This window comes from Cyclobacterium plantarum (assembly GCF_011290685.1).
Lineage (GTDB): Bacteria > Bacteroidota > Bacteroidia > Cytophagales > Cyclobacteriaceae > Cyclobacterium > Cyclobacterium plantarum.
Genome location: NZ_JAANYN010000001.1, coordinates 327,195 through 350,996, shown reverse-complemented (window position 1 = coordinate 350,996; position 23,802 = coordinate 327,195). Strand labels below are relative to the sequence as shown.

Sequence of the window (23,802 nt, the reverse complement as noted above, 5' to 3'; positions counted from 1 at the left end):
TATTGGGTTTTTCGCTCAAGTTAAGCAATTGTAAAACCAAATCACAGCAAGTTAATTTTATGAATCTACGCCAACCAATCCCCAATTCCCGAAATTGACCACATTTCTATCTTTTAAGGTTTTACCCGTTGATTGATTGGTTATTGCCAGATATTTATTAAATTCATTCATTCATCTAATCAAAAAACAATAAAAACTATGGAAAAGTACCTTGGAAAATTTGCACCACAACTGTATGCCATTTTGAGAATTGTAGCGGGCTTTTGTTTTGCCATGCACGGATCCCAGAAGTTAGTCGGCTGGCCGGGAGGCGATGAACCCAAAGAATTATTTTCCATGATGGGGTTTGCAGGAATAGTGGAACTAGTGGGTGGTATCCTTATCATGATTGGCCTTTTGGGAAGCATAGCAGCTTTTATCTCCAGTGGTCAGATGGCTGTAGCCTTTTTTATGGCCCATGCTCCCCAGGGTTGGAATCCCCTGATGAATGGTGGTGAAAAAGCAGTGATCTATTGTTTCCTCTTCCTGTTTATTGCTGCATCAGGTTCCGGTATATGGAGCGTGGATGGGAATAAAAAATCACCCGCTGCCGGATAGTTATTGATGGCAATCGACAGATAATAAAAACTTCCAATTCAATCGTTGCCCACTGGTATTCCAAATGGGCAATCGATCAACCGAACAGACCGGACACCCATACCGTCGGCATATTCCGCAGGAAGGGTTTTTCCGGTCTTTTTTATTTGGATGTGGTCAACATTTAATTTTTCATGCTTTATTCTATATATATCATTGGGATTTTTGGTGAAAATCATTACATTAATCTCCTATATTAATTATATGCCTAATTTTCGATTTCAGTAATCGATTCAATAAATTCAATTTTAAACCAAAACCAAATAACCATGTGTAAAAACCACGGCGTAGCTTACGTCAAACCCGGAGAAGTAGAAGTCAGAGAGATTGACTATCCCAAACTGGCCTTAGGTGACCGAAAGTGCCATCATGGGGTCATCCTCAAGATCGTTTCCACCAACATTTGCGGAAGTGACCAGCATATGGTCCGGGGCCGTACCACAGCTCCTGAAGGCTTGATTCTTGGACACGAAATTACCGGACTCGTCATTGAAGCCGGCCGGGATGTGGAATTTATCAAAGAGGGTGACCTGGTATCCGTTCCTTTCAATATTGCCTGCGGACGCTGCCGCAACTGCAAAGAAGGTAAAACTGGCATTTGCCTCAATGTAAACCCTGCAAGGCCAGGTGCTGCTTATGGCTATGTGGACATGGGGGGCTGGGTAGGCGGCCAGTCGGAATATGTGATGGTGCCTTATGCTGATTTTAACCTGTTGAAATTCCCCGATAAGGATCAGGCCATGGAAAAAATCAGGGACCTGACCTTGCTTTCAGATATCTTCCCCACCGGCTATCATGGAGCAGTTACGGCAGGAGTTGGCCCCGGCTCAATTGTGTATGTGGCAGGTGCCGGCCCGGTAGGGCTTGCCTGTGCGGCTTCCTGCCATTTGCTTGGAGCAGCCGTAGTGATTGTGGGCGATATGATTCCCGAACGATTGGCTCAGGCCAAAAGCTTTGGCTGTGAAACCATTGACCTGAGGAATAAAACCCCGCTTGCCGATGCCATCGCCGAAATCGTGGGTGTGCCCGAGGTAGACTGTGCCGTGGATTGCGTGGGATTTGAAGCCAAAGGCCATGGTGCAGATGCCGACAAGGAAGCTCCGGCCACCGTACTGAATTCCGTGATGGATATTACCCGTGCCGGCGGAAGCATTGGCATTCCCGGCCTTTACGTCACCGGAGACCCGGGAGGAATTGACGCAGCTGCCAAAAAAGGAAGTCTGAGTATCCGCCTGGGACTGGGATGGGCCAAGTCTCATAGTTTTCATACCGGACAATGCCCCGTGATGAAATACCACCGGCAACTGATGCAGGCCATCCTGTATGATAAGGTACAGATAGCCAAGGCAGTCAATGTACAAGTGATATCCTTGCAGGAATCGGTGCAGGGATACAAGGACTTTGACGGGGGTGCGGCCAAGAAATTTGTAATCGATCCACATGGTTTGATCCCAAATTGATCGAATCGGCTACCGTTCTGCGATGGCCTGAAAGGTATTTTTACCTGTAAGAAAACAACAGAAACCCGGACCGGGCTATTTTATCCGATCCGGGTTTTTTTTAACACCCATGAGAGCTTATCTGCGCAGCACTACCTGCCAAAGTCAAATGAATGCATTTAGCCCCGGAAAACGACCCAAAGGATTTATGAGCCTCCGAATACTTCTCAGCAGCCTGATGCTAGGCACCCTCACTTTCTTCGCTTGTGAAAGCCGGGAGGCAAAAAACAAAAAACCCAATGTGCTTTTCATTGCCGTAGACGATTTACGTCCGGAATTGGGTTGTTATGGCGTTGACTACGTACATACACCGAACATCGACAAAGCAAGCGGAGACACCCTGGAAATCAATCTGTTTGATAACCGGGAGCAACCCCTGCCCCATCAAAATATCCGGGTAGACCAGCCACAACTTGTCTCTGACCTGAAGAAAAAACTGGAGGCCATCGAGCGGGAAAAAACAGACTTTTTCTCTGCACTATAAACAGGTCGGGATTCAATCCAATAATGATGGGTCTCCCAATTTTCCCATAAAAAGAATGGCACCGCTGTGTTTTTCCTGAATAAAGAAGACAAAAGGCTTATTCAGCTTATATTCTGAGTAAGATGGGAGACTTGTTTCTCTGATTTCTACAATAGTAGCAGCGGCTGCCTCACTTCCTTTTTCATCTACTTCAATCAAGGCCTCATGGATTACCCGGCTAATTTTCAAAGGACCGGTAGCATTGGCAAACAAACGGGTAAAATTACCTGGGTGACTTTGAAAAGGAAGTGTAAGCCCCATGTCTATCAGGTCATTTTTCAGATTATCTACTTTATAGCGCATTTTGAACTTCGGCATGTGCAGTAGCAGATTCACTTCCCTGGCCTCTTCCCGGAACTGCTCCAACACCTCCAGATCCAGTCCCTCCAGCTTTTCCTGCAATCCTTCATCCGAGGTCAAAATCCCAAGACTATACTGCCCGGTGCTGTATGGGATTTCCAGGTAGTCCAAACCACCTTCCGTGTGGAATTTCAGGGTTGTGGCCTCAGCCAACTGCATCATATCGACCTGCACCTCAGCCCCATCGGAGGTGGTGAAAGGAGCTTTTTTGGTTTGACTCTCATCGAATCGGTACTTCCAGTCTGCCTTGAAGTAGATGGCATTGACCAGGTACATGACCGCACTGGCCGGGACCTGATCCAACATATCCTTGATCAGTCCTTCCGTATTCGTTTCAATCCACCGATTGATGATGTCGGCTGCCTGAGGATTGGCCATGTCCAGGGAAGCCAATTCGGCCCCATAGGATTCACGAAGACTACTGGCAAAACCTTCATCCAGGGTATAGCCTTGCTTGTACCAAATGGCATTGGCGATGGATAAACGGACCTTTGGATCCAGTTCCATCAAAAATCGGGTAAGGGTTCCGGCCGCTTCGTTTGCCTCTTCTATATCCATACCCTCAAAATGGAGAACCTGCCTGAATTGCTCTAAAGTCTCCCCCTCATTTCCATTCATGGCCATGGCAAGTGCGAGGTGAACGCTGTAAGGGCTGAAAAACTGGTTGGGTGCTTCCTGGGTTTGTAGCTGGCTAAAGAGATCCATTGCAAAAGAAGAGCTGCTGTTTACCAGAGAATGCTCAGCCATTTGGAGTGTCCGGATATTGGGCTCCAACGGTTCGTCCTTTCCACTCCAACCATTACAGGACCAGAACAAGCAACAAAGAGAAACAAAAAGATAGCATTGTGTCGATTTCATGGTAGCATCCGAATTTGGTTATTACCCAGACGCAAAATAAACCTCATCTGCTACAATGCTTATCGGAAAAAGTAACGTTCATGATCACTCTTTTTCCTGCAAGACCTAACATTTTATTAAACGAAGAAATCCGGATGACAATGTTTTGTTTTCAAAACATGGAAATTTAGGGCTGTTCGTGGCACCAGGACTGAAAATCATCAATGGGAGGATATAATCAAAATCATTATTAAATGACCAATTGGGAGTTAAAGGTTATTTTTGGAATTTAAACCTTTTATTATTGTATTTTTTTGATTTAACCAAATGATCAAAACAAAAAATGCTTCTCCCCACAAACCTGCTGCACATCTCCCTAGAAAAATCGGGGCAGGCTCGGCTTTTTGTCGGGCCAGCGCGCTTTGGGCATTTAAAATATAGTTTTTCTATTTTAAAATTTTTCTTAAGTAATACCTTAAAGCAATCAGTTTTAAATCTGTCATCGGTAGACCTAACTTTTTAAAAAATGCAGTAATCGGGATGACGATAGGTTTTTGTATTATATGTTAATATAAAATTTTCATTTTTTAATAGATAATGGTGATTTGAAGGTTATTTTTGGTGTTTTAACGTATTTTTATTGTACTTTTGGTCCCGATTTTTTATCGGGAACAAAAAAACCCTTCCCCCCGCAATCCTCCCGCACCCTCCCGAAAAAAATCGGGACAGGCTCGGTTTTTTGTCTGGCCAGCGCTCTTTTAGTATTAAATCCTATTCCTTCTTTATTTTACAGATTCTTTAGGGTTTCTTTTATAAAAACAACTGATTCAATTACTTCACAGGTAGGCTTAGCATTTAGCAATTACACAAATCAGGATGAAATTGTTTATTTTTTAAAACGTTGATTTACAGTAAATTAACATACACGTCATCGGTAATGGAAATGCAATGCAATAATAACGAAGGCATTTTTTTTAAAAGCCCTAATGTTCTTCAGGCTCCGATGGCTTAACGGTTAATTCGATAGATTTATTCATCAGTTTATCCGCTATCCACCTTAAAAATATCCAGACTGAAAAAAAACCTACTGCATCAGTCAACCCATTAAGCATGATAAAATCAAGCTGTTCGTGCCAATCCAGGTGCCGCTGATGGAGAAGCCAGTCATAAACTCCTGTACCCAATGAATAGCCGATCAAAAGCCAAAGGACAGCACTGATAACTGGCCAAAAAGGTAAATTTCCGGTACTGAATTTAAAATGCATCATTCTTTCATCCATTTAATTTGATACAAATTAAAGCATGCCCATTGGCCCCTGCATTGACCTATGTTAAGTTTGGCACATAACCCTTTTCTTGTTCTGAATGATTCAGGCCTGCTTAAAAAAATATCAGTCCAACCTTATGATCTAACCATTTAATGGAATACCTGATTTAATCCAACAAGGAAGGATCACTCAGTTTTCCCATAAAAAGAATGGCTCCGCTGTGCTTGTCCTGGATTAAGAAAACAAAGGGTTTGTCCAAGGCGAATACCCTGGGCTGATGGGGTCCTACAGAAGTGTAACTCACTTCCACGATGGTGGCTGCTGCGGCCTCGCTTCCCCTTTCATCCACTTCGATCAGCGCATCATGGATGACCCTGCTGATGTACATGGGTTCTGTGGGATGGGCAAAGAGTTTGGTAAAGTTCATGGGACTCGGATGAAAGGGCTTTTCCAGGCCCATTGCCATCAGGTCTTCATTCATTTTATCCATCTTGTACCGCAGCTTAAATTTGGGCATCTGCAGAATAAAATTGGCTTCATTCGCATTTTCCCGCCAGTATTCCAGGTCTTCAAAGGAAAAGCCCTGTAACTTTTCATCCAGGGCAAAATCATCTGAAATGATCACGCCCATATTATACTGTCCGGTGCTGTAAGGTATTTCGAGATATTCCAGTCCGCCATCGCTGAAATACCTCAGCGATGCTGCTTCTTCCATTCGCATCATGTCAACGGCCACTTCATTCCCGGGGCTGACATAAAAAGGTGCTTCCCGTGTATTGGAGGCATTGAAGCGGTACTTCCAATCCGCCTTGAAGTAGATGGCATTGACCAGGTACATAGCTGCATTGGGCGGAATGGCATCCAACATGTCTTTGATCAGGCCTTCCGTGTTTTGTTCAATCCAATTATTGATCACATTTACAGATTGGGGATTGGCCATGTCCAGTCCGCCCACTTCGGCACCAAAGCTGTTTCTTACGGTTTCTTCAAAATCCGGATTGACTTCCCATTCCTGCTTGTACCAAATGGCATTGGCAATGGACAGCCTGACTTTGGGATCCAGCTCCAGTAAAAATTTGGTTAGGGATTGTGCTGCTTCATTCGCCTCTTCCAGGCCCATCCCTTCATACCTCAGTACCCGGACAAACTCTTCCAAAACCTCTCCTTCGTTGCCATTCATGGCCATGGAAAGGGCCTGATGGATGCTGTAGGGACTGTAAAACTGATTGGGTACCTCCTTTTTTTGAAACTGATGAAAAAGGTCCATGGCGAATCGGGAACTGGATAGGACCATTTCCTGCTCATGAGCCTGCAAAGCCCGGAGGTTAGGGCTTACCAATTCATCCTCTGTGCCTCCCCAATCACAAGAGCCAAACAAAAATAAAGCAATAAGGGCTAAAGTCAGATTGAGTCGCATGTTCATCATTACTTGGGATTGATTTCCCTGTCCAGACGCAGTGATGACCAAAAATGCTACATGCTCCCATCAAAAAGATGAGGTTTTCCTTTAAGGTAATTGATTAAAATAACCAGATTTTTTTCTCTGAGTCTCTTTTATCCTTGCCTGAAAAAGAACTAACCACCTAATTTACCCGTATAATTTTTAAATTAAATTACTTTCAAAAACCCCTACCCCTGTATATCATGAATGTCCGACTCCTACTGCTCGTACTCATTTCTACATCATTGGCAAATATAAGGGGAAATGCCCAGCAATTAATTGGAGGCATCCATTTCAAATCTGGAATTCCAACCGGGGACTTTCATCAGGCGTCCGGAATAAACGTTGTTTCAGAATTAAGTGCTGGCGCACTTTATGGCATCAAGGGCAGCCCGGTCTTTGTTGGCGCAGATCTGGGCTATGGTCGCTATGGAACAGCGGTGACCCGAAGAAGGGATATTTTCCCTGGTGTCAACCAACGCTTCCGTATCAGAAGAAACAATAATGTTGTCAACCTCATGGGCCTAGTCAGGTTGATGCCCGATTTGAATTCTAAATTTCGTCCCTTTTTGGAAGGGCAGATTGGCGGAATCCATACTTTTACCAGGTCACGCATCAGGGAAAACAGGTTGGCCGATCCCATTGCCTCAGGCACTGAGCACCACGATTGGGCCCTGATGGTGCAGGCAGGTGCCGGAGTAATGGTTGCGGTAAATTCCAGCAGGGATACTTTTATGGAGTTAAAGGTAAATTATGTGAATTCCGGGGAAATAAATTACCTGAGCAGGGACAGTGCTACCTACAATGAGCAGGGAGAATTAATGCTGGCGCCAAAAAGTTCAACCTTTAACATGATTCAGCCATCGGTGGGAGTTAAATATTTGTTTTAGTTGTAATCCTGAATGAGGGAAAAGAAAGGTTAAGGGTTAATTGGTTGTTATCGTGGTGTAGTATTCAAAGCAGCATTTAGGCAACTGGGCTTGTTTTAGGTTCAACCCTGGTTGTTAAGGGTTAATTGATTAATCGGTTAATTGTTTAGGTTTGTCATTCCTCCCCATTTTCAAACCTCGCCCCTCGCTCCTCGGAATTTGCAATTCCGTGGGACAGATAAAGGGGATTTGCAATCCCCGGTCGTAAAGGCACCACGGCCCAGCAATAGAAATGCAATAATAACCAGCCATAAGTTTATTTCATTCCTCCCCTTTTTCAAACCTCACCACCAGGTACCTGAAAACACTTTCATCATAATCCGGATGAAACTGGTATTTACTCTCAAAATAATTGTAAAAAAACAACTGGGAAACAGAATCCGTCTCCAGTAATGCTATGGTACTGGGATTGATGGGAACCAAACTATCGGTTTCAAAAGTAATTTCATCGATGAACTTTAAATGCCAATCATTCTGCTTCAGACCTGTATTGCACGCAAAAAGCGTGATACAGCTGATTAGGGTGAAACCATTAAAAAAGCGCCGCATAAAACCTAACTTTTTGAGTTGGTTAAAACTAAATAAATATTAATGGATTTCCTATTTTACTTGCCCCCTGACAAAGCATGTTTTTCGTATCCTCAGGCTGTTTTTTAATCAAAGGATAAATATAGTGACCAACTTACATGCATCTTCCTTTGGCATGACAGCCCAATCCTGCCACATTGAATTTGCTTTTTTGAGGATTTATTAGAAGATTATAGAAAATTTTCTATCAAATACCCTGATAACCCATGCAAAGAAGACAGTTTATGAAACTGGGGGCACTTGGCTCCATGGCAGCATTTTCGGGATTCCCTTTTATATCCCATGCCAGATCCGATTTAAAAATCAAAAAGATCCGTTACTATGGCGCTCCAGGCTACAATAAACCCCTCTTTAACCAGGCAAGGGGGATCGTGGAAGTGGAGACCGATTCGGGGTTAATTGGAATAGGAGAAGGCGGCACCCCTGATATGGTCCGGCAATGCGCAGAAATGCTGATCGGGGAGGATCCCTTCCGTATCGAACACCTCTGGCAATACCTGTACCGGGGCATGTTTTATCCGCCTGGTAAGGAAAAACTTCACGGGCTTGGTGCCATTGAAATGGCTCTTTGGGACTTAAAAGGCAAAGCGCTGGATGTACCTGTCTATGACTTATTGGGCGGAAAAACGCGCAACTATGTGGAATGCTATGCCACAGGTTTCCGGAATTCCACCGCCAGTACCATGGAAGGAAGGGCACAGGACTGTCTGGAAGCCGGTCTGCGGTGCTACCGGATCGGTCCTACGGGTGGAAATGGGGATTTGCCTTTTGATTTTTACGAGCACAGCAAAAAAACCATTGCACTTTGTGAGCAACTCGATAAGGCAGTGGGAGGAAACGGCAACTGGGCCGTGGACCTGCATACCCGATTTGACACCCCAGAGGCCATCAAGATTTGCGATGCCCTGGAGGAATTGGAACCCTATTTTGTAGAAGACATCATCCGATCCGAAAACCCGGAAGTTTACAAGACTATCAGAAACTTGACCAAAGTTCCTATAGCCGTGGGAGAGCAATTTGGTGACCGCTGGGATACCAATGTACTGATGGAGAACCACCTGATCGATTACAGTCGGGTAACCCTTCCCAATACGGGAGGCATTACCGAATTGAAAAAAATTATCGCCATTGGAGAAACCCACTATGTAGGCATCATTCCCCACTTTACCGGCCCCCTTTCCACGGCTGCGCTGGTACATGTGCTGGGCTCCTCCAGTCCTACCCGCTGCATGATCGAACTGGCAGGCGGGGAGCCCGAAAAGCCGGCTTACTTTAACGAAGACTTCATTGATTTCAGAGAGGGAAAGGTACATGTCAATGACCGCCCCGGATTAGGGGTCAGTTTTGATCCTCGTAAAGCGGAATTCCTGTTTGAGGTTACTAAAAACACGGAATTTACCCATCCCTATCTCAAAAGTCCGGATGGAGCCATTCATAATTGGTAATCTAAAAAACATCCAGACCATTTAATCCCAAATATATCCAGCCTTATGCCAAATCAAGTCAAGAAGACAAGCAAAAAATCTTCTACAACTCTATCACGAAGGGCCGCCATTCAATCTGTTCTGGGGTTGGCAGGAACCGGCATGATGCTTCCGCTTTCCTCCTATGCCCAGCAGCCCGACCCTCTGTACCTGCGAAAAAACGAGGTACGCATCACCAAACTGGAAACCTTTCTGGTCAAACCCCGGTGGATTTTTCTGAAAATACATACCGATGCTGGTGTTACCGGCCTGGGAGAGCCGCTGCTCGAGGGTCGGGCACTTACCATTCAGACCGCCATAAAGGAAATTGAACCTTACCTGATCGGAAAAGATCCCCGCAGGGTAGTCCATCATTGGCAGGCCATTTACCGACATGCCTTTTACAGGGGAGGACCGATCTTAACTTCGGCACTCAGCGGCATTGACCAGGCCCTTTGGGATATCAAAGGCAAACTGCTGGGGGTGCCGGTCTATGAACTTTTCGGTGGTCCTACCAGGGACCGGGTGAGAATTTACGGTAGGGCCAGCAATGCCGAAGACATGAAAAAACGGAAGGCGGAAGGCTATACAGTAATCAAAACCGGAGTTGCCAAAAAACAAGTCGCCCGGATAGTGGAAAATCCAGCTTTTATAGACTTTGCAGCCGAAAATTTTGCTTCGCTCAGGGAGGCAGGTGGACCGGAAATGGATATCGGAATCGATTTTCACGGCGCCATATCCCCGCAGACCGCCAAACTGCTGATCAAAGAACTAGAGCCCTACCAGCCCATGTTTATTGAGGAACCTTGTCAGGCCCAGAATGTGGATGTACTGGTAGATATCGCCCGAGGCACCCATTTACCCATTGCGACAGGTGAACGGATATTCACCAAATGGGGATTCCGGGAATTACTGGAGAAAGGGGCAGCCAGTATACTACAACCCGATCTTTGTCATGCCGGCGGCCTGACCGAAGGTCGCCTCATTGCAGGCATGGCAGAAGCTTACTATGCTGCCATCGCCCCGCACAATCCCATGGGACCCATTTCCCTGGCCTGTGGCCTCCACCTGGCGGCCAGCATTCCCAATTTCCTGGTACAGGAGCAGGTTTCCCTGGGAAATGGTTACCTGAAAAAACCCTTTAACCTGCAATCTGACGGAACGGTATTGATCCCCGAGGGGCCCGGATTGGGCATAGAACTGGATGAAGAGGCCCTGCAGGACAAAATCGGCCATGATTGGGCCAATCCTGAAAGCTATGACCCGCGTGATGGATCCGTAGTAGACTGGTAATCCTGGTCTTCCGAAATAAACTTTAAACCAAAAACTTAATTGTATCCATGCCTACAAAAAACAATAATTCGAGACGAAAACTATTGAAAGGACTTGGCCTGGGAGCCATGACCGGTTTTATGGGCCTTTATTCCGGTTCACCTGCATCTGCTGAAACAGCAAATGAAAAACCCGCCTTCCTGAATGGCCTTCCTCCTTTGAAAATTACCAATGTCAAAGCCATAGGTACCGCTCCCAGTGGCTCCAACCTGATTGTGGTTAAGGTAGAGACCTCCGAGCCCGGACTCTATGGTCTGGGCTGTGCCACCTTTACCCAAAGAGCCTTTGCTGTCATTACAGCCATAGAAAAATACCTGCAGGATTTCTGTGTAGGCAAAGATGTAGACAATATTGAAGACATGTGGCAATCTGCCTTTGTGAGCTCCTATTGGCGCAACGGCCCGGTGCTGAACAATGCCATCAGTGGCCTGGACCAGGCTCTCTGGGACATTAAAGGTAAACGTGCCAACATGCCCCTTTACCAGTTGCTGGGGGGAAAAAGCCGTTTTGCAGTTCCCTGTTATACCCATGCCAGTGGCAGTACGCCTGAAGCGGCCGCTGATCAGGTATCCGGATATATGGAAGAAGGCTACCGCTACGTACGGATTCAGCAGGGGGGATATGGGGGTACAGGTCTTACCGGAGAGCCTGATTTCAAAAAGCAAGGTTATGGCCGGGAAAGCGACCAGTATATGGACCAGGGCAAATACATACGGGATGTACCAAAGCTTTTTGAAACTGTCCGGCGGCAATGTGGTGAAGAAGTGGAATTGTTGCACGATATCCACGAGCGGCTGGAACCCATGGATGCCATCCGGGTAGTCAAAAGTACCGAGCCTTACCATCCCTTTTTTATCGAAGATCCCTTTTCGCCTGAGCAGATGGAATGGTTTCAGGCCTTGCGTGAAGCTACCACTGTGCCTCTGGCCATGGGAGAACTCTTCAACAACATCAACGAATTTAAGGAGCCGATTACCAACCGGATGTTTGATTACATCCGCATCCATATTTCCCAGATAGGAGGTATCAGTCCTTCGATGAAAGTGGCCCGGCTGGGGGAATTTTACGGAATAAAGACTGCCTGGCATGGCCCGGGAGATGTCTCCCCGGTAGGGCATGCCGCCAATGCTCATATTGACCTGGCGGTATGGAATTTCGGTATTCAGGAGGCGGCCCGGATTTCAGACCTTTCCCGTGAGATTTTCCCGGGATCACCTGTCATGAAAGATGGCTACATGTGGGTAAACGAGGCTCCGGGCCTGGGAGTGGATATCAATGAGGAGCTGGCAGCCAAATACCCCATGCACACCCGTTCCAACTGGACGGTAAGGAAGTTTGACGGCACGATTATCCGGCCTTAAGTTGGCCTTCGGCAAGCTACCTATTTAGGTTGATCTTTATTCAGTCCGACTGGCCCGGACACTACGGGCAACAGATTGACAGAAAATTTAAGTTTTTGCTGGAATAGACATTACTAATCTTAAATTCAATTAAAATGGGAAACAGCAGTTGGATCAAATACAAAATCGAAATCTGGGAGAGGCTTAGACGATTTGCAGCTGGAAGATTGGCCATGCCGGAAAAATCACCAAAGACAACAGGAGCAAATTTGATTCGTGCATTCTTCATTAAAACCCTGACTGCAGCATTACTTACCACCTGTTTGTTTTATGCAGCTGACTTGTTAGTGGGTTCTGGTTTATCTTTCAGTCAGTATGTCTGGCAAACGGTAGCTAATTTCCTGATAATCTTATTATTGGGCATCTACCTTCACTCAACTAGGCTGAAAAATTGGAAGCGGTACCTGTCGGTCGTTGCCATATATTTTTTTATCGGTCATTTCTCCATTCTGATTGAGGCGTATTTGTTTGATGTTAGTGACCTGAACATGACTATTCTGGAAATGGCCAGAGGGTTTTTCATTGTACTTCTTATTTCATTAATTTTGGTCCGGTTATTTCCAGTTCGAAAAGAGCCCATAAAATCCAACACGGACTACCCTGTGAGATTCCGGATTCGTCCTCTCGGATTACTATCAGGTGTATTTCTTTATTTGTTCATTTATGGCCTAGCCGGCTTTGTATTACAAGCAAGCTATCCGGAATTTCTGGAATTTTATAAAGGAAAAATTCCATCATTTTCCCGAATAGCCGGCGTTCAAATAATTCGTTCCTTTCTATTTATGGGGATAGCGATAGTGGTACTCCGATCCTGCCTATTGGCAAAACCAAAAACTGCCCTGCTTATAGCCATGTTGTTTTCGGTACTAGGTGGAATAGCGCCATTGATTCCCCCCAACGAGTTGATGCCTGGATACGTTCGGATAGGCCATTTCTTTGAAGTGGGAATTTCCAATTTCCTTTATGGATATATATTGGGGTACATATTGGTTTCAAATTCAGAGGAAAAAGAAAAAGCCTTCGTAACTTAGCCAGGCATCAATGACAACTAAAAGCTCACCAACATATGAGTATAGTAAAAGTCTCAGGCTTGTACCGATCCGCTTGCAAGGTAACTCCCATTCACAAAAGGATTTTTCTATTCCAAAACACCAGGTTAGCAACTGATTTTCGAAGCTTTTGTCCGGGTCAAATAGACAACAATCCCCACTCTAAATCCACTAATCATAAAAACTTAACCAAACGATTTCGAAAAGAACAAAAAATCCTCTATTTTGCATGAGTCAATTTTAACAATATTTTTGGATTTGGATGAAGCCTCGTGTCTTTTTAATTAATAATTACTCCATGGAAAACGCCTATTCTCTTTGGGAAAAAGGTTTGAGCGGAAGCCATCACGTTTGGGGAAAAGTAGAACTGGATAAAAAAGGTAAGGTGGACATGAGTATCTTCCCTCACGAACGGTACCCCCTTTTGAATAAAATCGGAGCGTTCTTTGGCATTGGGCATCTGGACCAGCAAATCCGACTTTTACGCAACCTCAAAAAATTCGATATCCTGTATTCCCCCTATTCTTCATCTAATACCAAATTGTTGGTTCTGCTTAAGGTTTTGGGTTTATTCAGAAAACCCATCGTCGTCACTATTCATCAGCCGTTTTGGCAAGGAAAAAATGAAAACCCCCTGTATAGGTTCCTTTCAAGACATTACATCCTAAGCTACGATGCCTGCATTTTTTTGAGTGAACCACTTATGAAAAAAACGGTTTCGCTGTTAAACATTTCAGAGAAAGACGCAAATAAAAAGTTCAGCCTTACACAGTGGGGGCCGGATATAACCTATCTGGATAAATTTAGCCGTAAACACCTTCCTTTTGAATCCTGTGACTATTTCATCAGTGCCGGACATACGGACAGGGATTTTGAGACGCTGATTGAAGCTTTTAGGGGTCTGGATTATAAATTATGGATATTTTGTACACCTGACTCCATCCCTAAAACCACCGATATTCCCCCAAATGTGCAGGTAAATTGGGAAATTATTAGGTCCTATGACCTGATTCCATATTATCAAAAATCGATTGCCATTCTGATTCCTCTAAAATACCCGGAGCATAAGGAAGGTTGCCAGGGAATGACTAGCTTGCAAGATGTGGTTTCCTTCAGCAAACCGGTTATTATGACGCGCAATCCTTGTTTGAATCTGGATATTGAAAAAGAAGGGGTAGGCAAATACGTAGACATGTATGACGTACAGGGCTGGAAAAAGCAATTAACGGTCTTTGCCAGCAATAAGGCATCTTGGGAAAAAATGAGCGAAAACTCCCGTTTATTATTTAAAACCAAGTTCAACTCTGAAGTTTTTGCGGCACATCTGGAAAAAGTGCTATTGGCTACATTTCAGGAAAAATCAAACTTGAAGGATAAAATCGAGCATGTTGAGAGTCTTACACCGAGTTATAAAAATCAGCCATTCCAGAAAGGAAATGACATTTGATTTCACACAGTGCGTGCCTATTGGTCGCAAACTTTTCGCGAATGCGAATATTTTAAACCCTGAATAAGCTATGAAGGCAGTAATTTTAGCCGGTGGTTTCGGCACAAGGATCAGTGAAGAAAGTACCGTTCGCCCCAAGCCAATGGTGGAAATTGGTGATAAGCCGATTTTGTGGCATATCATGAAAATGTACGCCCATCACGGCATAAGTGATTTTATCATTTGCTGTGGCTATAAAGGCCATGTTATTAAGGATTACTTTATCAACTACCACCTCATGCATTCTGATTTTACCGTAAACCTTGACACAAACGAGGTGAAAGTCCATCAACAGCATGCCACCCCATGGAAAGTTACCCTCGTGGACACAGGATTGGAGACCATGACAGGGGGTCGTCTGAAAAGGATAAAAGAGTACATAGGGAATGAAACTTTTTGCATGACCTACGGGGATGGCGTTTCGAATGTCAACATCCGGGAGAGTATTCAATTTCATAAAAAGGAAGGTGTAGCAGCCACGCTTACGGCGGTAAGGCAACCCGGGAGATTTGGAGCCTTCGTTCTTTCCTCACCCGGGACACGCATTCAACAATTTAGGGAAAAACCACAAGGGGATGGCACGGAGGGTGCGATGATCAATGGTGGTTTTTTTGTACTAGAACCCTCGGTTTTTGACCTGATTGAAGACGATGAAACTGTATGGGAGCGAGAACCTATGGAAAAGCTAACCATTAACAATGAAATGGCCGCTTATGTCCATCACGGATTTTGGCAGGCCATGGATTCCCTTCGTGACAAAAATTATCTGGAAACACTCTGGTCTTCCGGGAAGGCTCCCTGGAAAGTTTGGTAATCTATCGATAAAAAGAAAAATTATGAACATACTCATCGCTGGCAATATGGGATACATCGGTCCCGTGTTGGTACAACACCTGAAAAACAACTACCCCGATTCCCGGATCATTGGTTTTGATATAGGCTATTTTTCTCATTGCCTAACCACTACAGGCCCCTTGCCGGAAATCATGATCGACAAACAAGTATTTGGTGACATACGCCATTTCCCGGATGAACTTTTGGAGGGGATCGATGTGGTAATTAACCTTGCGGCCATTTCCAATGATCCTATGGGGAAAACTTTTGAAGATATCACCCTGGAGATCAATTACCGCTCTTGTATAAATCTGGCAAAGAAGGCCAGGCAAGCAGGAGTCAAACATTTTGTTTATGCTTCCAGCTGCAGTATGTATGGGGCTGCAGACGATTTTCCCAAAACCGAAGAAGCAACTTTAAACCCTCTGACTGCCTATGCCCGTTCGAAGGTATTTGCTGAAAAGGACTTACAAGCCCTTGCCCGGGAAAATTTCCTGATCACTTGTCTAAGGTTTTCAACCGCCTGTGGGTTTAGCCCAAGACTTAGGTTGGATCTGGTTTTAAATGATTTTGTAGCCGGTGCTATCACCTCAAAAAAGATCAATATACTAAGTGACGGCACTCCCTGGAGAGCCATGATACATGTAAAGGACATGTCCAGAGCTATCGAATGGGCCTCTATACGGGCCAGAGAAAATGGTGGAACCTTCGTAGCTGTAAATGTGGGAAGTAATGCCTGGAACCACCAAATCAAAACTGTGGCCCTGGAAGTCCAGAAATTAATTCCGGAAACCCAAGTTTCCTTAAACGAAGACGCCCCGGCAGATAAGCGGTCCTACAGGGTTAATTTTAGCAAGTTCGAACAGTTGGCACCTGATTTCCAGCCGCATTTTAATTTGGAACGAACTATTAAGGACCTTCAGGAGGGGCTTACAGGAATCGGTTTTAATGATCCCCATTTTAGGGAATCGAGCCTGATCCGCCTAAAGGTTTTAAATCGGTTTCAACAAAAACGAATCCTGGACCAGGATTTGTCCTGGCTCCCGATAGCAGCATCCAAGACATAGGTATCCTCAGCAGAGAACTGCAAATGTCATACTTCCGATTTGTGTTTCCAGGGAAGTTTATGCCTTTGGAAAGAAATAGGCATTCTGCTCTGCCCGAAGACGGTCACTTATCCTTCCCTCAGGAACCTGAACGTCATCGTAGGTAATCACCTGATCTTTTGGAACATCTCTTTTGAGCACACATCCTCCAGCCAATCCAAGTGGAAGCAAGCGCTCTTCCATGGAAACCGGCATGTTTTCACATAGCCCGTACATCATGTATTGGCCAATACCATCAAGCACTTCTCCCTTTTTGAGATCCTTTTTCGCCGTAGCCACCACATCCACCATTGGTTTGACAGGCGCAATGGTGGCATCGTGAAACAAAACAGCTCTTGCAACCGTGATGGGAACTTCAAAGTGACACAAATGATAGGGATTGTAGAAACAATAAAAAGGACCTTCTCCAACTTTGTACAGATTAAGATAGGTTTTTTGAATGGGATGGTCCATGGTACCCAGAACAAAAACCCCGGGTCCCGGGCTTGCTCCGACGATATAATCAACGATACCATCTCCTTTGAGCAAATCTTCTGCCGGATACTGATCCAAACAATCCCGAACATGTTTTCCTGATTCCACTGTAGGGCCATGCATGCCTCTTTTGGCAACCTTCATTCCGGTAGCATTTGCTGTTATGGCTTGCTCAAATGAGATCTTACTACCATCGGCAAAAGAGGTAACCATGACCGGGTTTTGGTTCCATTTTTTGGCAAACCCTTCCTGGGTGGTGGGGTTTCGGTAGGGGTCATGCAAGCCCTTTATATTACCACATAATACCGGCTTAAGTCCAATTTGCCTGACATATCGATAAAGGTTCAATGTTACCCCCGGTTGATCTCCATCTGCATTGGTAAAAATCACGCCTTTTTTATCCGCATACACTTTTAATATGGGGCCGAATGTTCCGTCGGCTTCTGCGTTCATCATGATCAGGTGTTTCCCATGGTCAATCGCCTCCAGTGCAACCCTTGCTCCAAATTCTACCGCTCCGGTAACTTCAATAATGGCATCAATGCCGCTTGCCTGACAGAGCAATAAGGGATCCGTGCTGATTGCCTTTTTGTCGGCTTTTAGTGCGGATTCCAACTGACTCAGGTTAGTAACTTCCTCGGCCTGCTTATGCCCGGCATTTTGAAATACTTCCCTGGCTTTGGGTAGCGTCCGGTTAGCAATGGCCACTAATTTCATTCCCGGGGTGTACATCTCCATCTGAATGGCAATTCCTTTCGCCATAAAACCGGCACCAATCATCCCTACTCTTATGGGGTTATTTTCTTCTTCACGTTTCTGAAGCGCACTATCTATAAGTATCATGACTATAATTAGGAGGTAAAATAAGGATGAGAATTGTCTTTTTCAGAAATAACCGACACCTCAATGGGCCACTTTAAATCAAACTTGGGGTCATCCCATTTGATTCCCCTTTCGGAACCCGGAGTATAAAACTGTGAAACAAGGTATTGAATGGAAGTATTGTCCTCTAAAGTAATGAAACCGTGGGCGAAATCTTTGGGAACATACAGCATTCTGTTGTTTTCCCCTGAAAGTTCCACACCAATCCATTTCCCATAAGTGGATGAATCTTCCCTGAGATCAATAATGATATCATAGATAGCCCCTGAAGTGCATTTTACAAGTTTGGTCTCCTGATAAGGGGCTACCTGGTAATGCATCCCCCGTACGGTTCCCTTTTTTTTGTTATAGGACATGTTGGCCTGGGCAATCCCGGTTTCAAGCCCATGTTTTTCAAATTCTTTCTGACAAAAGGTTCGTCCAAAAAAACCTCTTTCGTCTACTATTCTTTCTACTTCAAGGATAAAGGCTCCTTTTAATTCCGTCTCGGTAAAAATCATGCTATTTCAAAATTTGAACGAAATATACGGATTAATCAAACAAAAAAACATTAATCCCGGTATTTCGGCGTTACCTAAACCAAAATAAGCTATTTATAAAGAAAAATATCTCCCAAATATATTTCGATTGTAAAAAAAGAAATTTAATTTTACATGATTATTTTCAAATGTATATTTTTGCCATTCTAATGCAATTAAATGCATTTAAAACTTTTGCCGAATCAGTAAAGAACCGCTATGGAAACTGGAATCATGAAAAAGATCTGGGAGCTCTCCGGAAAGATCTCAGATAAAACAGGGTATCAACGTTTGACCAGTTTATCCGAAAAGCTTATTGAATTGTATCGTGAGCAGGGAAGAATTGAAAATAACCCCCTCGCATCATCCAGAAAAAGAACCCTTTCGGTCCCAGCTGAAGACCTGAAGCAAATCCTAAATCAGTCTTCCATACTTGTAACAGGCGGTTTGGGATGTGTGGGCTCCTCGTTGGTTCGGGCACTTTTGGAACATGGGCCGGCAAAAATAGTGGTAGTGGACAAGGTATCCCCGCAGGAAAGTAGCTATCAACTGCCGGAATCAGAGCAAATTGAATTCAGACAGCATGACATTCTGGACGAAAATGGATTGGAAGAAATATTCAGAACCTATCGGCCGGAATTTGTATTTCATACCGCCGCACAAAGAAACCCCGGTCTGGCAGAGAAATCCATCTTAGACACTGTTAAAACTAATATATTGGGTACTTTAGCGGTGCTGACTGCCTGCGAAAAGACGCCATCGGTGAGCCAATGCGTGTTTACCTCCACTGGTAAAGCAAGCAGGTATCTTACCAATGAAATTTATGCGGCTACCAAGAAGGTTTGCGAAATGTTGCTAGATGACTTTTCCAGAAACGGTTCCAAAATATATAGTATGGTACGGTTTACGCATATAGTCGACAACAGCCTGATGGACAAGCAAATCATGGAATATGCTAAACATGGGGATTTCATTCCTATTCATTCACCGGGTAAATTTGTCACCGCTCAAAACGTAAACGAAGCAGCCCTGTTATTGCTAAACGCTTTGATTCATTCAGAAAAAGGAATCGCTCGATTTTTATTGGTAAAAAACCTGGAATGGCCGGTAGAAAGCCTTGAATTGGCCCTCTACTACATCCAGGAATTTAAACGAAAAATACCCATTATTTTTACCGGGAATCCCAAGGGATATGGAGAGAAATTTTTCCGCGGACAATTAGACTGGAAAAATCCACTTGAGTTAAATTTATTGATAAATGTCTATGAAAATCGAAAAAGGGAAATCAATAGAGCAGAAGATATCATTATTTCAACCCTGGTACCCACCTCCCATAAACTTCTTGATCACCTGATCAGTGCTTTGAAAAAAGTAAGCACCGACCAGGAGGCAAAAACTGTTCTTTTGAAGGGACTGAAAGATTTATTTGAAGATTCCCTGGCTCATGTTCCCGCCTCCCAGACCATGGAAATTCTAAAATGGGGGCTGGATCAAAATCACCTGAAGCAAGACGGTTTAACGCCCTCGGATTTTGGGGATATGATTCCCATCATGATGCGTTCCTTATCGGAAACTCCTTTTGAAAAAGAACTAAAGGATGCTTTCGAATCGCCCTGTTAATTGTATTTTATGATTTGTATTGCAGCATCTTTAGTCGCTAGTTTGGTACAGGAGGTCGAAACCGTTCCGGAGGAATCCTGCGGGTTTTTGTTGGGAAAAACTAGCAGAAATAAAAATAATATCTTAAATTATATACCCGTAAAAAATGTCAGTGACCAAAACAGGGATCGACATTATCTTATTCATCCAAAGGATTATTTGCAAGCGGAAGCTTTGGCCATGAAAACTCAAACTCAAATGATAGGTATTTACCACACGCATCTGGATTGGCCTGCTATTCCATCTGAAACTGACCTCCTTTCAGCCTTCCCGAATGTATCTTATGTAATTATTTCCTTGAATAACCTTCGCTTTTCAGACATAAAATCCTGGCGATTGAACGATACCAATCAATTTATTGAAGAAAAATTTCACATTATTACCGAATAAAATTATGGCAACAATATTCATCCCTACCCCTTTACGTAAGTTCACTGCAAATGCAGCCAAAACAGAAATTGAAGCAGAAACGATAAAGGAAATGTTGGACGAGCTTTCGAAAAAATTTCCTGAGCTAAAAAGGTATTTATACACGCCGGATGGGAATATACCTTCCTTTATAAATATTTTTATTGACGAGGAGGATATTCAGAATCTGGAAATGGAGCATTCCAAAATCAAAAGCGGAAGTGTGGTAAGCATTGTTCCTGCAATAGCAGGGGGTACAGACGATATTAGCTTCAGTAAGGAAGAATTGGCCAGGTACAATCGCCATATCATCATCCCGGAATTCGGATTGGAAGCCCAAAAAAAACTAAAAAAAGCCAGGGTACTGGTCATTGGTTCCGGAGGCCTTGGTAGTCCACTGCTTCTCTATCTGGCAGCAGCAGGAGTGGGTACGCTGGGTATCGTGGATTTTGATGTAGTAGAAGACAGTAACCTCCACCGGCAAGTAATTTTTGGCGTTTCCGAATTAGGCATACCGAAAGTTGAGGCTGCTAAAAAAAGGCTTCTGGAGATCAACCCTTATATCCAGATAAATGTATATAATGAAAGGTTCACCAAAGAAAACGCCATGCGGCTAATTGGAGACTACGACCTTGTAGCAGATGGCACGGATAATTTCCCTACCAGATACCTGGTGAATGATGCCTGTGTCCTGTCAAATAAAACCAATGTTTATGCTTCCATTTACCAGTTTGAAGGGCAGGTATCAGTTTTCAATTATCAGGCAAATGGGGTGTTCGGACCAAACTACCGGGACCTGTATGAAACCCCTCCGCCTCCCGGGCTGGTGCCGAGTTGTGCAGAAGGTGGGGTATTGGGCGTATTGCCCGGAATCATCGGCAGTCTGCAGGCATTAGAAGTATTGAAAGTCATTACAGGCATTGGTGAGGTGCTCAGCGGCAAGTTATACACATTCGATGCCTTAAGTTTTCAATCCCGGACTTTTAAAGTAGGGAGAAAAAAGAGCAATCCATTAAATGGGGAAAACCCAAGCATCAAAGAGTTGATTGATTATGAGGAATTTTGCAGTGTAGGCAAAATAGAATCCAAAATCAAGGAAATTTCGGCCGAGGAATTCAGGCAGCTCCAGGAAAGAGAGGAAGCCTTCCAATTGATCGATGTACGTGAGCCTCACGAATTCGAGATTGCGAATATTGGAGGAGAATTGATCCCCTTGGGTACTATTATTTCTCAAGGTGAGAAAATCGAAAGGGATAAAAAGGTAGTTGTTCTTTGCAAGGTTGGAGGCAGAAGTGAAAAGGCTATCCGGGCACTGGAAGAGCAATTTGGATTTAGCAATTTGTATAATTTAAAAGGAGGAATAATCCATTACCTGAATACCTTTCATCCGGAAATGGAAACTTATTAATCTCTTAAATTTACATACTCAAGAACAATAAGAAAAGTTTTATCCCTCATAAAAAGTATTTGTTAAACTTTTTATCAGTTCTTCTTATCCATAAAATTAAGGTTCAAGTTCCCCTCAATATGAAGTGGAAAAAGTGTCCATCTCTCCGATAAACGAAACATTAAAGGTCTATTTTCATTCCAGGGAATGGAGCCGGGATACGCGCCAATCGTTTGAAGAGGGCTGGGCAGATTTTTTTCACTAAAAAACGAACTGGCTTTGTCAAAGTTTGTGTTATTTCTGTCAATAAATTTGGTTTTTTATCGTTAAGCCTATTGGCTTTTATGTTGACCTAAAGCTCCTTTATGAAATTTTCTCAGGGCAAGTCAATGGTTACTCTTTACAAAGGATAGAGAAATTTTCAGGTTGAATATTTTTTTACCATCTATCCAGGTTAGTAGTTGCTTCATTTGCAGGTCATACCCTAAAACGAATTATACGCATCAAAAAATGGGATAGAAAATACAAGGAATTTCGGTTTCAAAATGCATGGCGTTAGTTTCTGAAAGGGGAATTTTTTGATTTCTCAAGATCAGCATTTGATCTTGAGGCAGACTGAGTAGAAGATATTGAAATTGTATATGTGGATATTCTTCAAAAATCGGATACCGGACCATATACATGCTTTTCCGAACATCGAAACAAAGCAACTTTTCCAAGATATACTTGAAAAAGATCGTTTCCTTTTTTGCGGGTCCCGGACAGAAAAAAAATATTTCAATAGGAACGCTGTATTCGGAAAAATGGCAAACGCAAACCTTACGATTATCCTTGCACCCTTTCTTACCAAACCGTAGCTTTATATCATGAAAACCCGCCCCTACACATACCTGTTTCGCATTCAATACCTGGGTCTGCGCTACCATGGCTGGCAGGTACAAAAAGGAGTGAAAACCGTACAGGGAACACTGGAAAGAAGCATCCGATACGTACTGGGACACGAGGACTTTAACCTGCTTGGAGCCAGCAGGACCGACAGTGGCGTATCCTGCCTGGAGGGTGCCTTTGAGTTATTTCTCAGGCAAGCTCTGGATATCCAACGTTTTTTAGCCGATACAAATGAAAACCTACCTTCAGATATCCGCCTGTTGAGTTGTCAACCGGTATCTGCTGCATTTAACGTGATCCAGGACGTGCAGTGCAAACAATATGGTTATTATTTCGCCTTCGGAGAAAAGCCCCACCCTTTTCTGGCCGGAAACCTGGCCTATGGGGGAGATGAATTGGACCTGGAATCCATGCAGCAAGCTGCCTCCCTTTTTGCTGGTAAACATGATTTCAGGCGCTTCTGCAGCCAGGGTAGAAATACCAGTGATTTTATCCGGGAAATAAATTTTGCTGCTATATGCCCGGCAGCAGCTGAGCTTTCTTTCTTGCCCGCTGAAGGGGCCTGGGTTTTCAGGGTCAGGGGAAAGGGATTCCTCATGCATCAGGTGCGAAGGATGGTGGCCTCCCTTTTTCTTCTGGGTAAAGACCTGCTTAGCCTGGACGAACTAAAAAATGCCCTGCTCAGTGAAGACAAAAGCCCCCTGAGCCACAAGGCACCGGCAAATGGGCTGGTACTGGAATCGATTTCTTTTCATATGGAAAAATTAAATCAGGGTTAATCCCGGCAATGCAACCTGGTCCAGGTCAGCGATGGGATAAATGGAAAGGGGGACGC

At 44.1% G+C, this 23,802-nt stretch carries 21 protein-coding genes; 15 read left to right on the top strand and 6 right to left on the bottom strand.

The genetic code is table 11. The annotated features are described in order from the left end of the window. Nucleotides 1-198 precede the first annotated feature (198 nt). The 3 genes from G9Q97_RS01485 (at nucleotide 199) to G9Q97_RS24740 (ending at nucleotide 2,619) form a co-directional block, all read left to right on the top strand. Entirely contained in the window at nucleotides 199-597 is a 399-nt protein-coding gene (locus tag G9Q97_RS01485) for a DoxX family protein (protein ID WP_166142430.1), read from the top strand. A 308-nt stretch (nucleotides 598-905) separates the two neighbouring features. After that, nucleotides 906-2,096 carry a formaldehyde dehydrogenase, glutathione-independent gene (gene fdhA, locus G9Q97_RS01480; protein ID WP_166142427.1) on the top strand — a complete coding sequence of 397 codons (1,191 nt, stop codon included), beginning with the start codon at nucleotides 906-908 and terminating at the stop codon, nucleotides 2,094-2,096. A 109-nt stretch (nucleotides 2,097-2,205) separates the two neighbouring features. Continuing rightward, on the top strand, nucleotides 2,206-2,619 hold the full coding sequence (locus G9Q97_RS24740; RefSeq protein WP_222851890.1) for a hypothetical protein: 414 nt from the start codon (nucleotides 2,206-2,208) through the stop codon (nucleotides 2,617-2,619). A gap of 12 nt (nucleotides 2,620-2,631) precedes the next feature. On the opposite strand, the gene G9Q97_RS01470 is transcribed toward G9Q97_RS24740, so the two are convergent. From G9Q97_RS01470 to G9Q97_RS01460, 3 genes are all read right to left on the bottom strand, one after another. Beyond that, nucleotides 2,632-3,876: a serpin family protein gene (locus G9Q97_RS01470; RefSeq protein WP_166142425.1), complete on the bottom strand. Its 1,245-nt coding sequence runs from the start codon at nucleotides 3,874-3,876 to the stop codon at nucleotides 2,632-2,634. A gap of 962 nt (nucleotides 3,877-4,838) precedes the next feature. Further along, entirely contained in the window at nucleotides 4,839-5,123 is a 285-nt protein-coding gene (locus tag G9Q97_RS01465; protein ID WP_166142423.1) for a hypothetical protein, read from the bottom strand. A 166-nt stretch (nucleotides 5,124-5,289) separates the two neighbouring features. Next, nucleotides 5,290-6,549, bottom strand: a complete 1,260-nt coding sequence (locus tag G9Q97_RS01460) for a serpin family protein (RefSeq protein WP_246255321.1) — start codon at nucleotides 6,547-6,549, stop codon at nucleotides 5,290-5,292. 218 nt (nucleotides 6,550-6,767) lie between these two features. Here G9Q97_RS01460 and G9Q97_RS01455 point away from each other — a divergent pair, with 218 nt between their 5' ends. Continuing rightward, on the top strand, nucleotides 6,768-7,454 hold the full coding sequence (locus G9Q97_RS01455; RefSeq protein ID WP_246255319.1) for a hypothetical protein: 687 nt from the start codon (nucleotides 6,768-6,770) through the stop codon (nucleotides 7,452-7,454). Between the two features lie 300 nt (nucleotides 7,455-7,754). Here the strand turns inward: G9Q97_RS01455 and G9Q97_RS01450 are convergent, their stop codons facing one another. Continuing rightward, nucleotides 7,755-8,042 carry a hypothetical protein gene (locus G9Q97_RS01450; protein WP_166142421.1) on the bottom strand — a complete coding sequence of 96 codons (288 nt, stop codon included), beginning with the start codon at nucleotides 8,040-8,042 and terminating at the stop codon, nucleotides 7,755-7,757. A 245-nt stretch (nucleotides 8,043-8,287) separates the two neighbouring features. Here G9Q97_RS01450 and G9Q97_RS01445 point away from each other — a divergent pair, with 245 nt between their 5' ends. The 7 genes from G9Q97_RS01445 to G9Q97_RS01415 all read left to right on the top strand — a co-directional run bounded on the left by G9Q97_RS01445 (nucleotide 8,288) and on the right by G9Q97_RS01415 (nucleotide 16,712). Beyond that, on the top strand, nucleotides 8,288-9,526 hold the full coding sequence (locus tag G9Q97_RS01445) for a mandelate racemase/muconate lactonizing enzyme family protein (protein ID WP_166142419.1): 1,239 nt from the start codon (nucleotides 8,288-8,290) through the stop codon (nucleotides 9,524-9,526). A gap of 45 nt (nucleotides 9,527-9,571) precedes the next feature. Continuing rightward, complete coding sequence (gene dgoD, locus G9Q97_RS01440; RefSeq protein WP_166142417.1) at nucleotides 9,572-10,837, top strand: galactonate dehydratase; 1,266 nt, start codon at nucleotides 9,572-9,574, stop codon at nucleotides 10,835-10,837. A 47-nt stretch (nucleotides 10,838-10,884) separates the two neighbouring features. Further along, nucleotides 10,885-12,237, top strand: coding sequence for an enolase C-terminal domain-like protein (locus tag G9Q97_RS01435; protein ID WP_166142415.1), 1,353 nt, complete (start codon nucleotides 10,885-10,887; stop codon nucleotides 12,235-12,237). Nucleotides 12,238-12,371: 134 nt separating this feature from the next. Continuing rightward, nucleotides 12,372-13,307, top strand: a complete 936-nt coding sequence (locus tag G9Q97_RS01430) for a hypothetical protein (RefSeq protein WP_166142413.1) — start codon at nucleotides 12,372-12,374, stop codon at nucleotides 13,305-13,307. A gap of 316 nt (nucleotides 13,308-13,623) precedes the next feature. Then, nucleotides 13,624-14,772 carry a glycosyltransferase family protein gene (locus tag G9Q97_RS01425; RefSeq protein ID WP_187357697.1) on the top strand — a complete coding sequence of 383 codons (1,149 nt, stop codon included), beginning with the start codon at nucleotides 13,624-13,626 and terminating at the stop codon, nucleotides 14,770-14,772. A 70-nt stretch (nucleotides 14,773-14,842) separates the two neighbouring features. Continuing rightward, a complete protein-coding gene (gene rfbF / locus G9Q97_RS01420) occupies nucleotides 14,843-15,625 on the top strand; it encodes a glucose-1-phosphate cytidylyltransferase (RefSeq protein ID WP_166142412.1) in 783 nt (260 codons plus the stop codon). A 22-nt stretch (nucleotides 15,626-15,647) separates the two neighbouring features. Beyond that, nucleotides 15,648-16,712 (top strand): NAD-dependent epimerase/dehydratase family protein, encoded by a 1,065-nt coding sequence (locus tag G9Q97_RS01415; RefSeq protein ID WP_166142410.1) that lies wholly within the window; start codon nucleotides 15,648-15,650, stop codon nucleotides 16,710-16,712. 57 nt (nucleotides 16,713-16,769) lie between these two features. Here G9Q97_RS01415 and G9Q97_RS01410 read toward each other — a convergent pair whose 3' ends face one another. Next, the gene (locus G9Q97_RS01410; RefSeq protein ID WP_166142408.1) at nucleotides 16,770-18,068 is read right to left on the bottom strand and encodes an NAD(P)H-dependent oxidoreductase; all 1,299 of its coding nucleotides are present in this window, start codon (nucleotides 18,066-18,068) and stop codon (nucleotides 16,770-16,772) included. A gap of 8 nt (nucleotides 18,069-18,076) precedes the next feature. Then, on the bottom strand, nucleotides 18,077-18,607 hold the full coding sequence (gene rfbC / locus G9Q97_RS01405) for a dTDP-4-dehydrorhamnose 3,5-epimerase (protein ID WP_166142405.1): 531 nt from the start codon (nucleotides 18,605-18,607) through the stop codon (nucleotides 18,077-18,079). 252 nt (nucleotides 18,608-18,859) lie between these two features. Between rfbC and G9Q97_RS01400 the strand changes: the two genes are divergently transcribed. From G9Q97_RS01400 to truA, 4 genes are all read left to right on the top strand, one after another. After that, nucleotides 18,860-20,245 (top strand): NAD-dependent epimerase/dehydratase family protein, encoded by a 1,386-nt coding sequence (locus G9Q97_RS01400; RefSeq protein ID WP_246255316.1) that lies wholly within the window; start codon nucleotides 18,860-18,862, stop codon nucleotides 20,243-20,245. A 9-nt stretch (nucleotides 20,246-20,254) separates the two neighbouring features. After that, a complete protein-coding gene (locus tag G9Q97_RS01395) occupies nucleotides 20,255-20,674 on the top strand; it encodes a Mov34/MPN/PAD-1 family protein (RefSeq protein WP_166142401.1) in 420 nt (139 codons plus the stop codon). A 4-nt stretch (nucleotides 20,675-20,678) separates the two neighbouring features. Then, nucleotides 20,679-22,100: a molybdopterin-synthase adenylyltransferase MoeB gene (moeB, locus tag G9Q97_RS01390; RefSeq protein WP_166142399.1), complete on the top strand. Its 1,422-nt coding sequence runs from the start codon at nucleotides 20,679-20,681 to the stop codon at nucleotides 22,098-22,100. 845 nt (nucleotides 22,101-22,945) lie between these two features. Next, a complete protein-coding gene (truA, locus tag G9Q97_RS01385) occupies nucleotides 22,946-23,746 on the top strand; it encodes a tRNA pseudouridine(38-40) synthase TruA (protein WP_166142397.1) in 801 nt (266 codons plus the stop codon). The last annotated feature ends 56 nt before the right edge of the window (nucleotides 23,747-23,802 follow it).

Excerpts from the sequence above, each read along its gene's own strand:
- G9Q97_RS01415 (WP_166142410.1), top strand. The coding sequence starts at position 15,648 with ATGAACATACTCATCGCTGGCAATATGGGATACATCGGTCCCGTGTTG.
- moeB (WP_166142399.1), top strand. The coding sequence starts at position 20,679 with ATGGCAACAATATTCATCCCTACCCCTTTACGTAAGTTCACTGCAAAT.
- rfbC (WP_166142405.1), bottom strand. The coding sequence starts at position 18,607 with ATGATTTTTACCGAGACGGAATTAAAAGGAGCCTTTATCCTTGAAGTA.
- G9Q97_RS01430 (WP_166142413.1), top strand. The coding sequence starts at position 12,372 with ATGGGAAACAGCAGTTGGATCAAATACAAAATCGAAATCTGGGAGAGG.
- truA (WP_166142397.1), top strand. The coding sequence starts at position 22,946 with ATGAAAACCCGCCCCTACACATACCTGTTTCGCATTCAATACCTGGGT.
- G9Q97_RS01455 (WP_246255319.1), top strand. The coding sequence starts at position 6,768 with ATGAATGTCCGACTCCTACTGCTCGTACTCATTTCTACATCATTGGCA.
- G9Q97_RS01410 (WP_166142408.1), bottom strand. The coding sequence starts at position 18,068 with ATGATACTTATAGATAGTGCGCTTCAGAAACGTGAAGAAGAAAATAAC.
- G9Q97_RS01470 (WP_166142425.1), bottom strand. The coding sequence starts at position 3,876 with ATGAAATCGACACAATGCTATCTTTTTGTTTCTCTTTGTTGCTTGTTC.
- G9Q97_RS24740 (WP_222851890.1), top strand. The coding sequence starts at position 2,206 with ATGAGAGCTTATCTGCGCAGCACTACCTGCCAAAGTCAAATGAATGCA.
- G9Q97_RS01460 (WP_246255321.1), bottom strand. The coding sequence starts at position 6,549 with ATGATGAACATGCGACTCAATCTGACTTTAGCCCTTATTGCTTTATTT.
- G9Q97_RS01450 (WP_166142421.1), bottom strand. The coding sequence starts at position 8,042 with ATGCGGCGCTTTTTTAATGGTTTCACCCTAATCAGCTGTATCACGCTT.
- rfbF (WP_166142412.1), top strand. The coding sequence starts at position 14,843 with ATGAAGGCAGTAATTTTAGCCGGTGGTTTCGGCACAAGGATCAGTGAA.
- dgoD (WP_166142417.1), top strand. The coding sequence starts at position 9,572 with ATGCCAAATCAAGTCAAGAAGACAAGCAAAAAATCTTCTACAACTCTA.
- fdhA (WP_166142427.1), top strand. The coding sequence starts at position 906 with ATGTGTAAAAACCACGGCGTAGCTTACGTCAAACCCGGAGAAGTAGAA.
- G9Q97_RS01485 (WP_166142430.1), top strand. The coding sequence starts at position 199 with ATGGAAAAGTACCTTGGAAAATTTGCACCACAACTGTATGCCATTTTG.
- G9Q97_RS01425 (WP_187357697.1), top strand. The coding sequence starts at position 13,624 with ATGGAAAACGCCTATTCTCTTTGGGAAAAAGGTTTGAGCGGAAGCCAT.
- G9Q97_RS01395 (WP_166142401.1), top strand. The coding sequence starts at position 20,255 with ATGATTTGTATTGCAGCATCTTTAGTCGCTAGTTTGGTACAGGAGGTC.
- G9Q97_RS01445 (WP_166142419.1), top strand. The coding sequence starts at position 8,288 with ATGCAAAGAAGACAGTTTATGAAACTGGGGGCACTTGGCTCCATGGCA.
- G9Q97_RS01435 (WP_166142415.1), top strand. The coding sequence starts at position 10,885 with ATGCCTACAAAAAACAATAATTCGAGACGAAAACTATTGAAAGGACTT.
- G9Q97_RS01400 (WP_246255316.1), top strand. The coding sequence starts at position 18,860 with ATGAAAAAGATCTGGGAGCTCTCCGGAAAGATCTCAGATAAAACAGGG.
- G9Q97_RS01465 (WP_166142423.1), bottom strand. The coding sequence starts at position 5,123 with ATGATGCATTTTAAATTCAGTACCGGAAATTTACCTTTTTGGCCAGTT.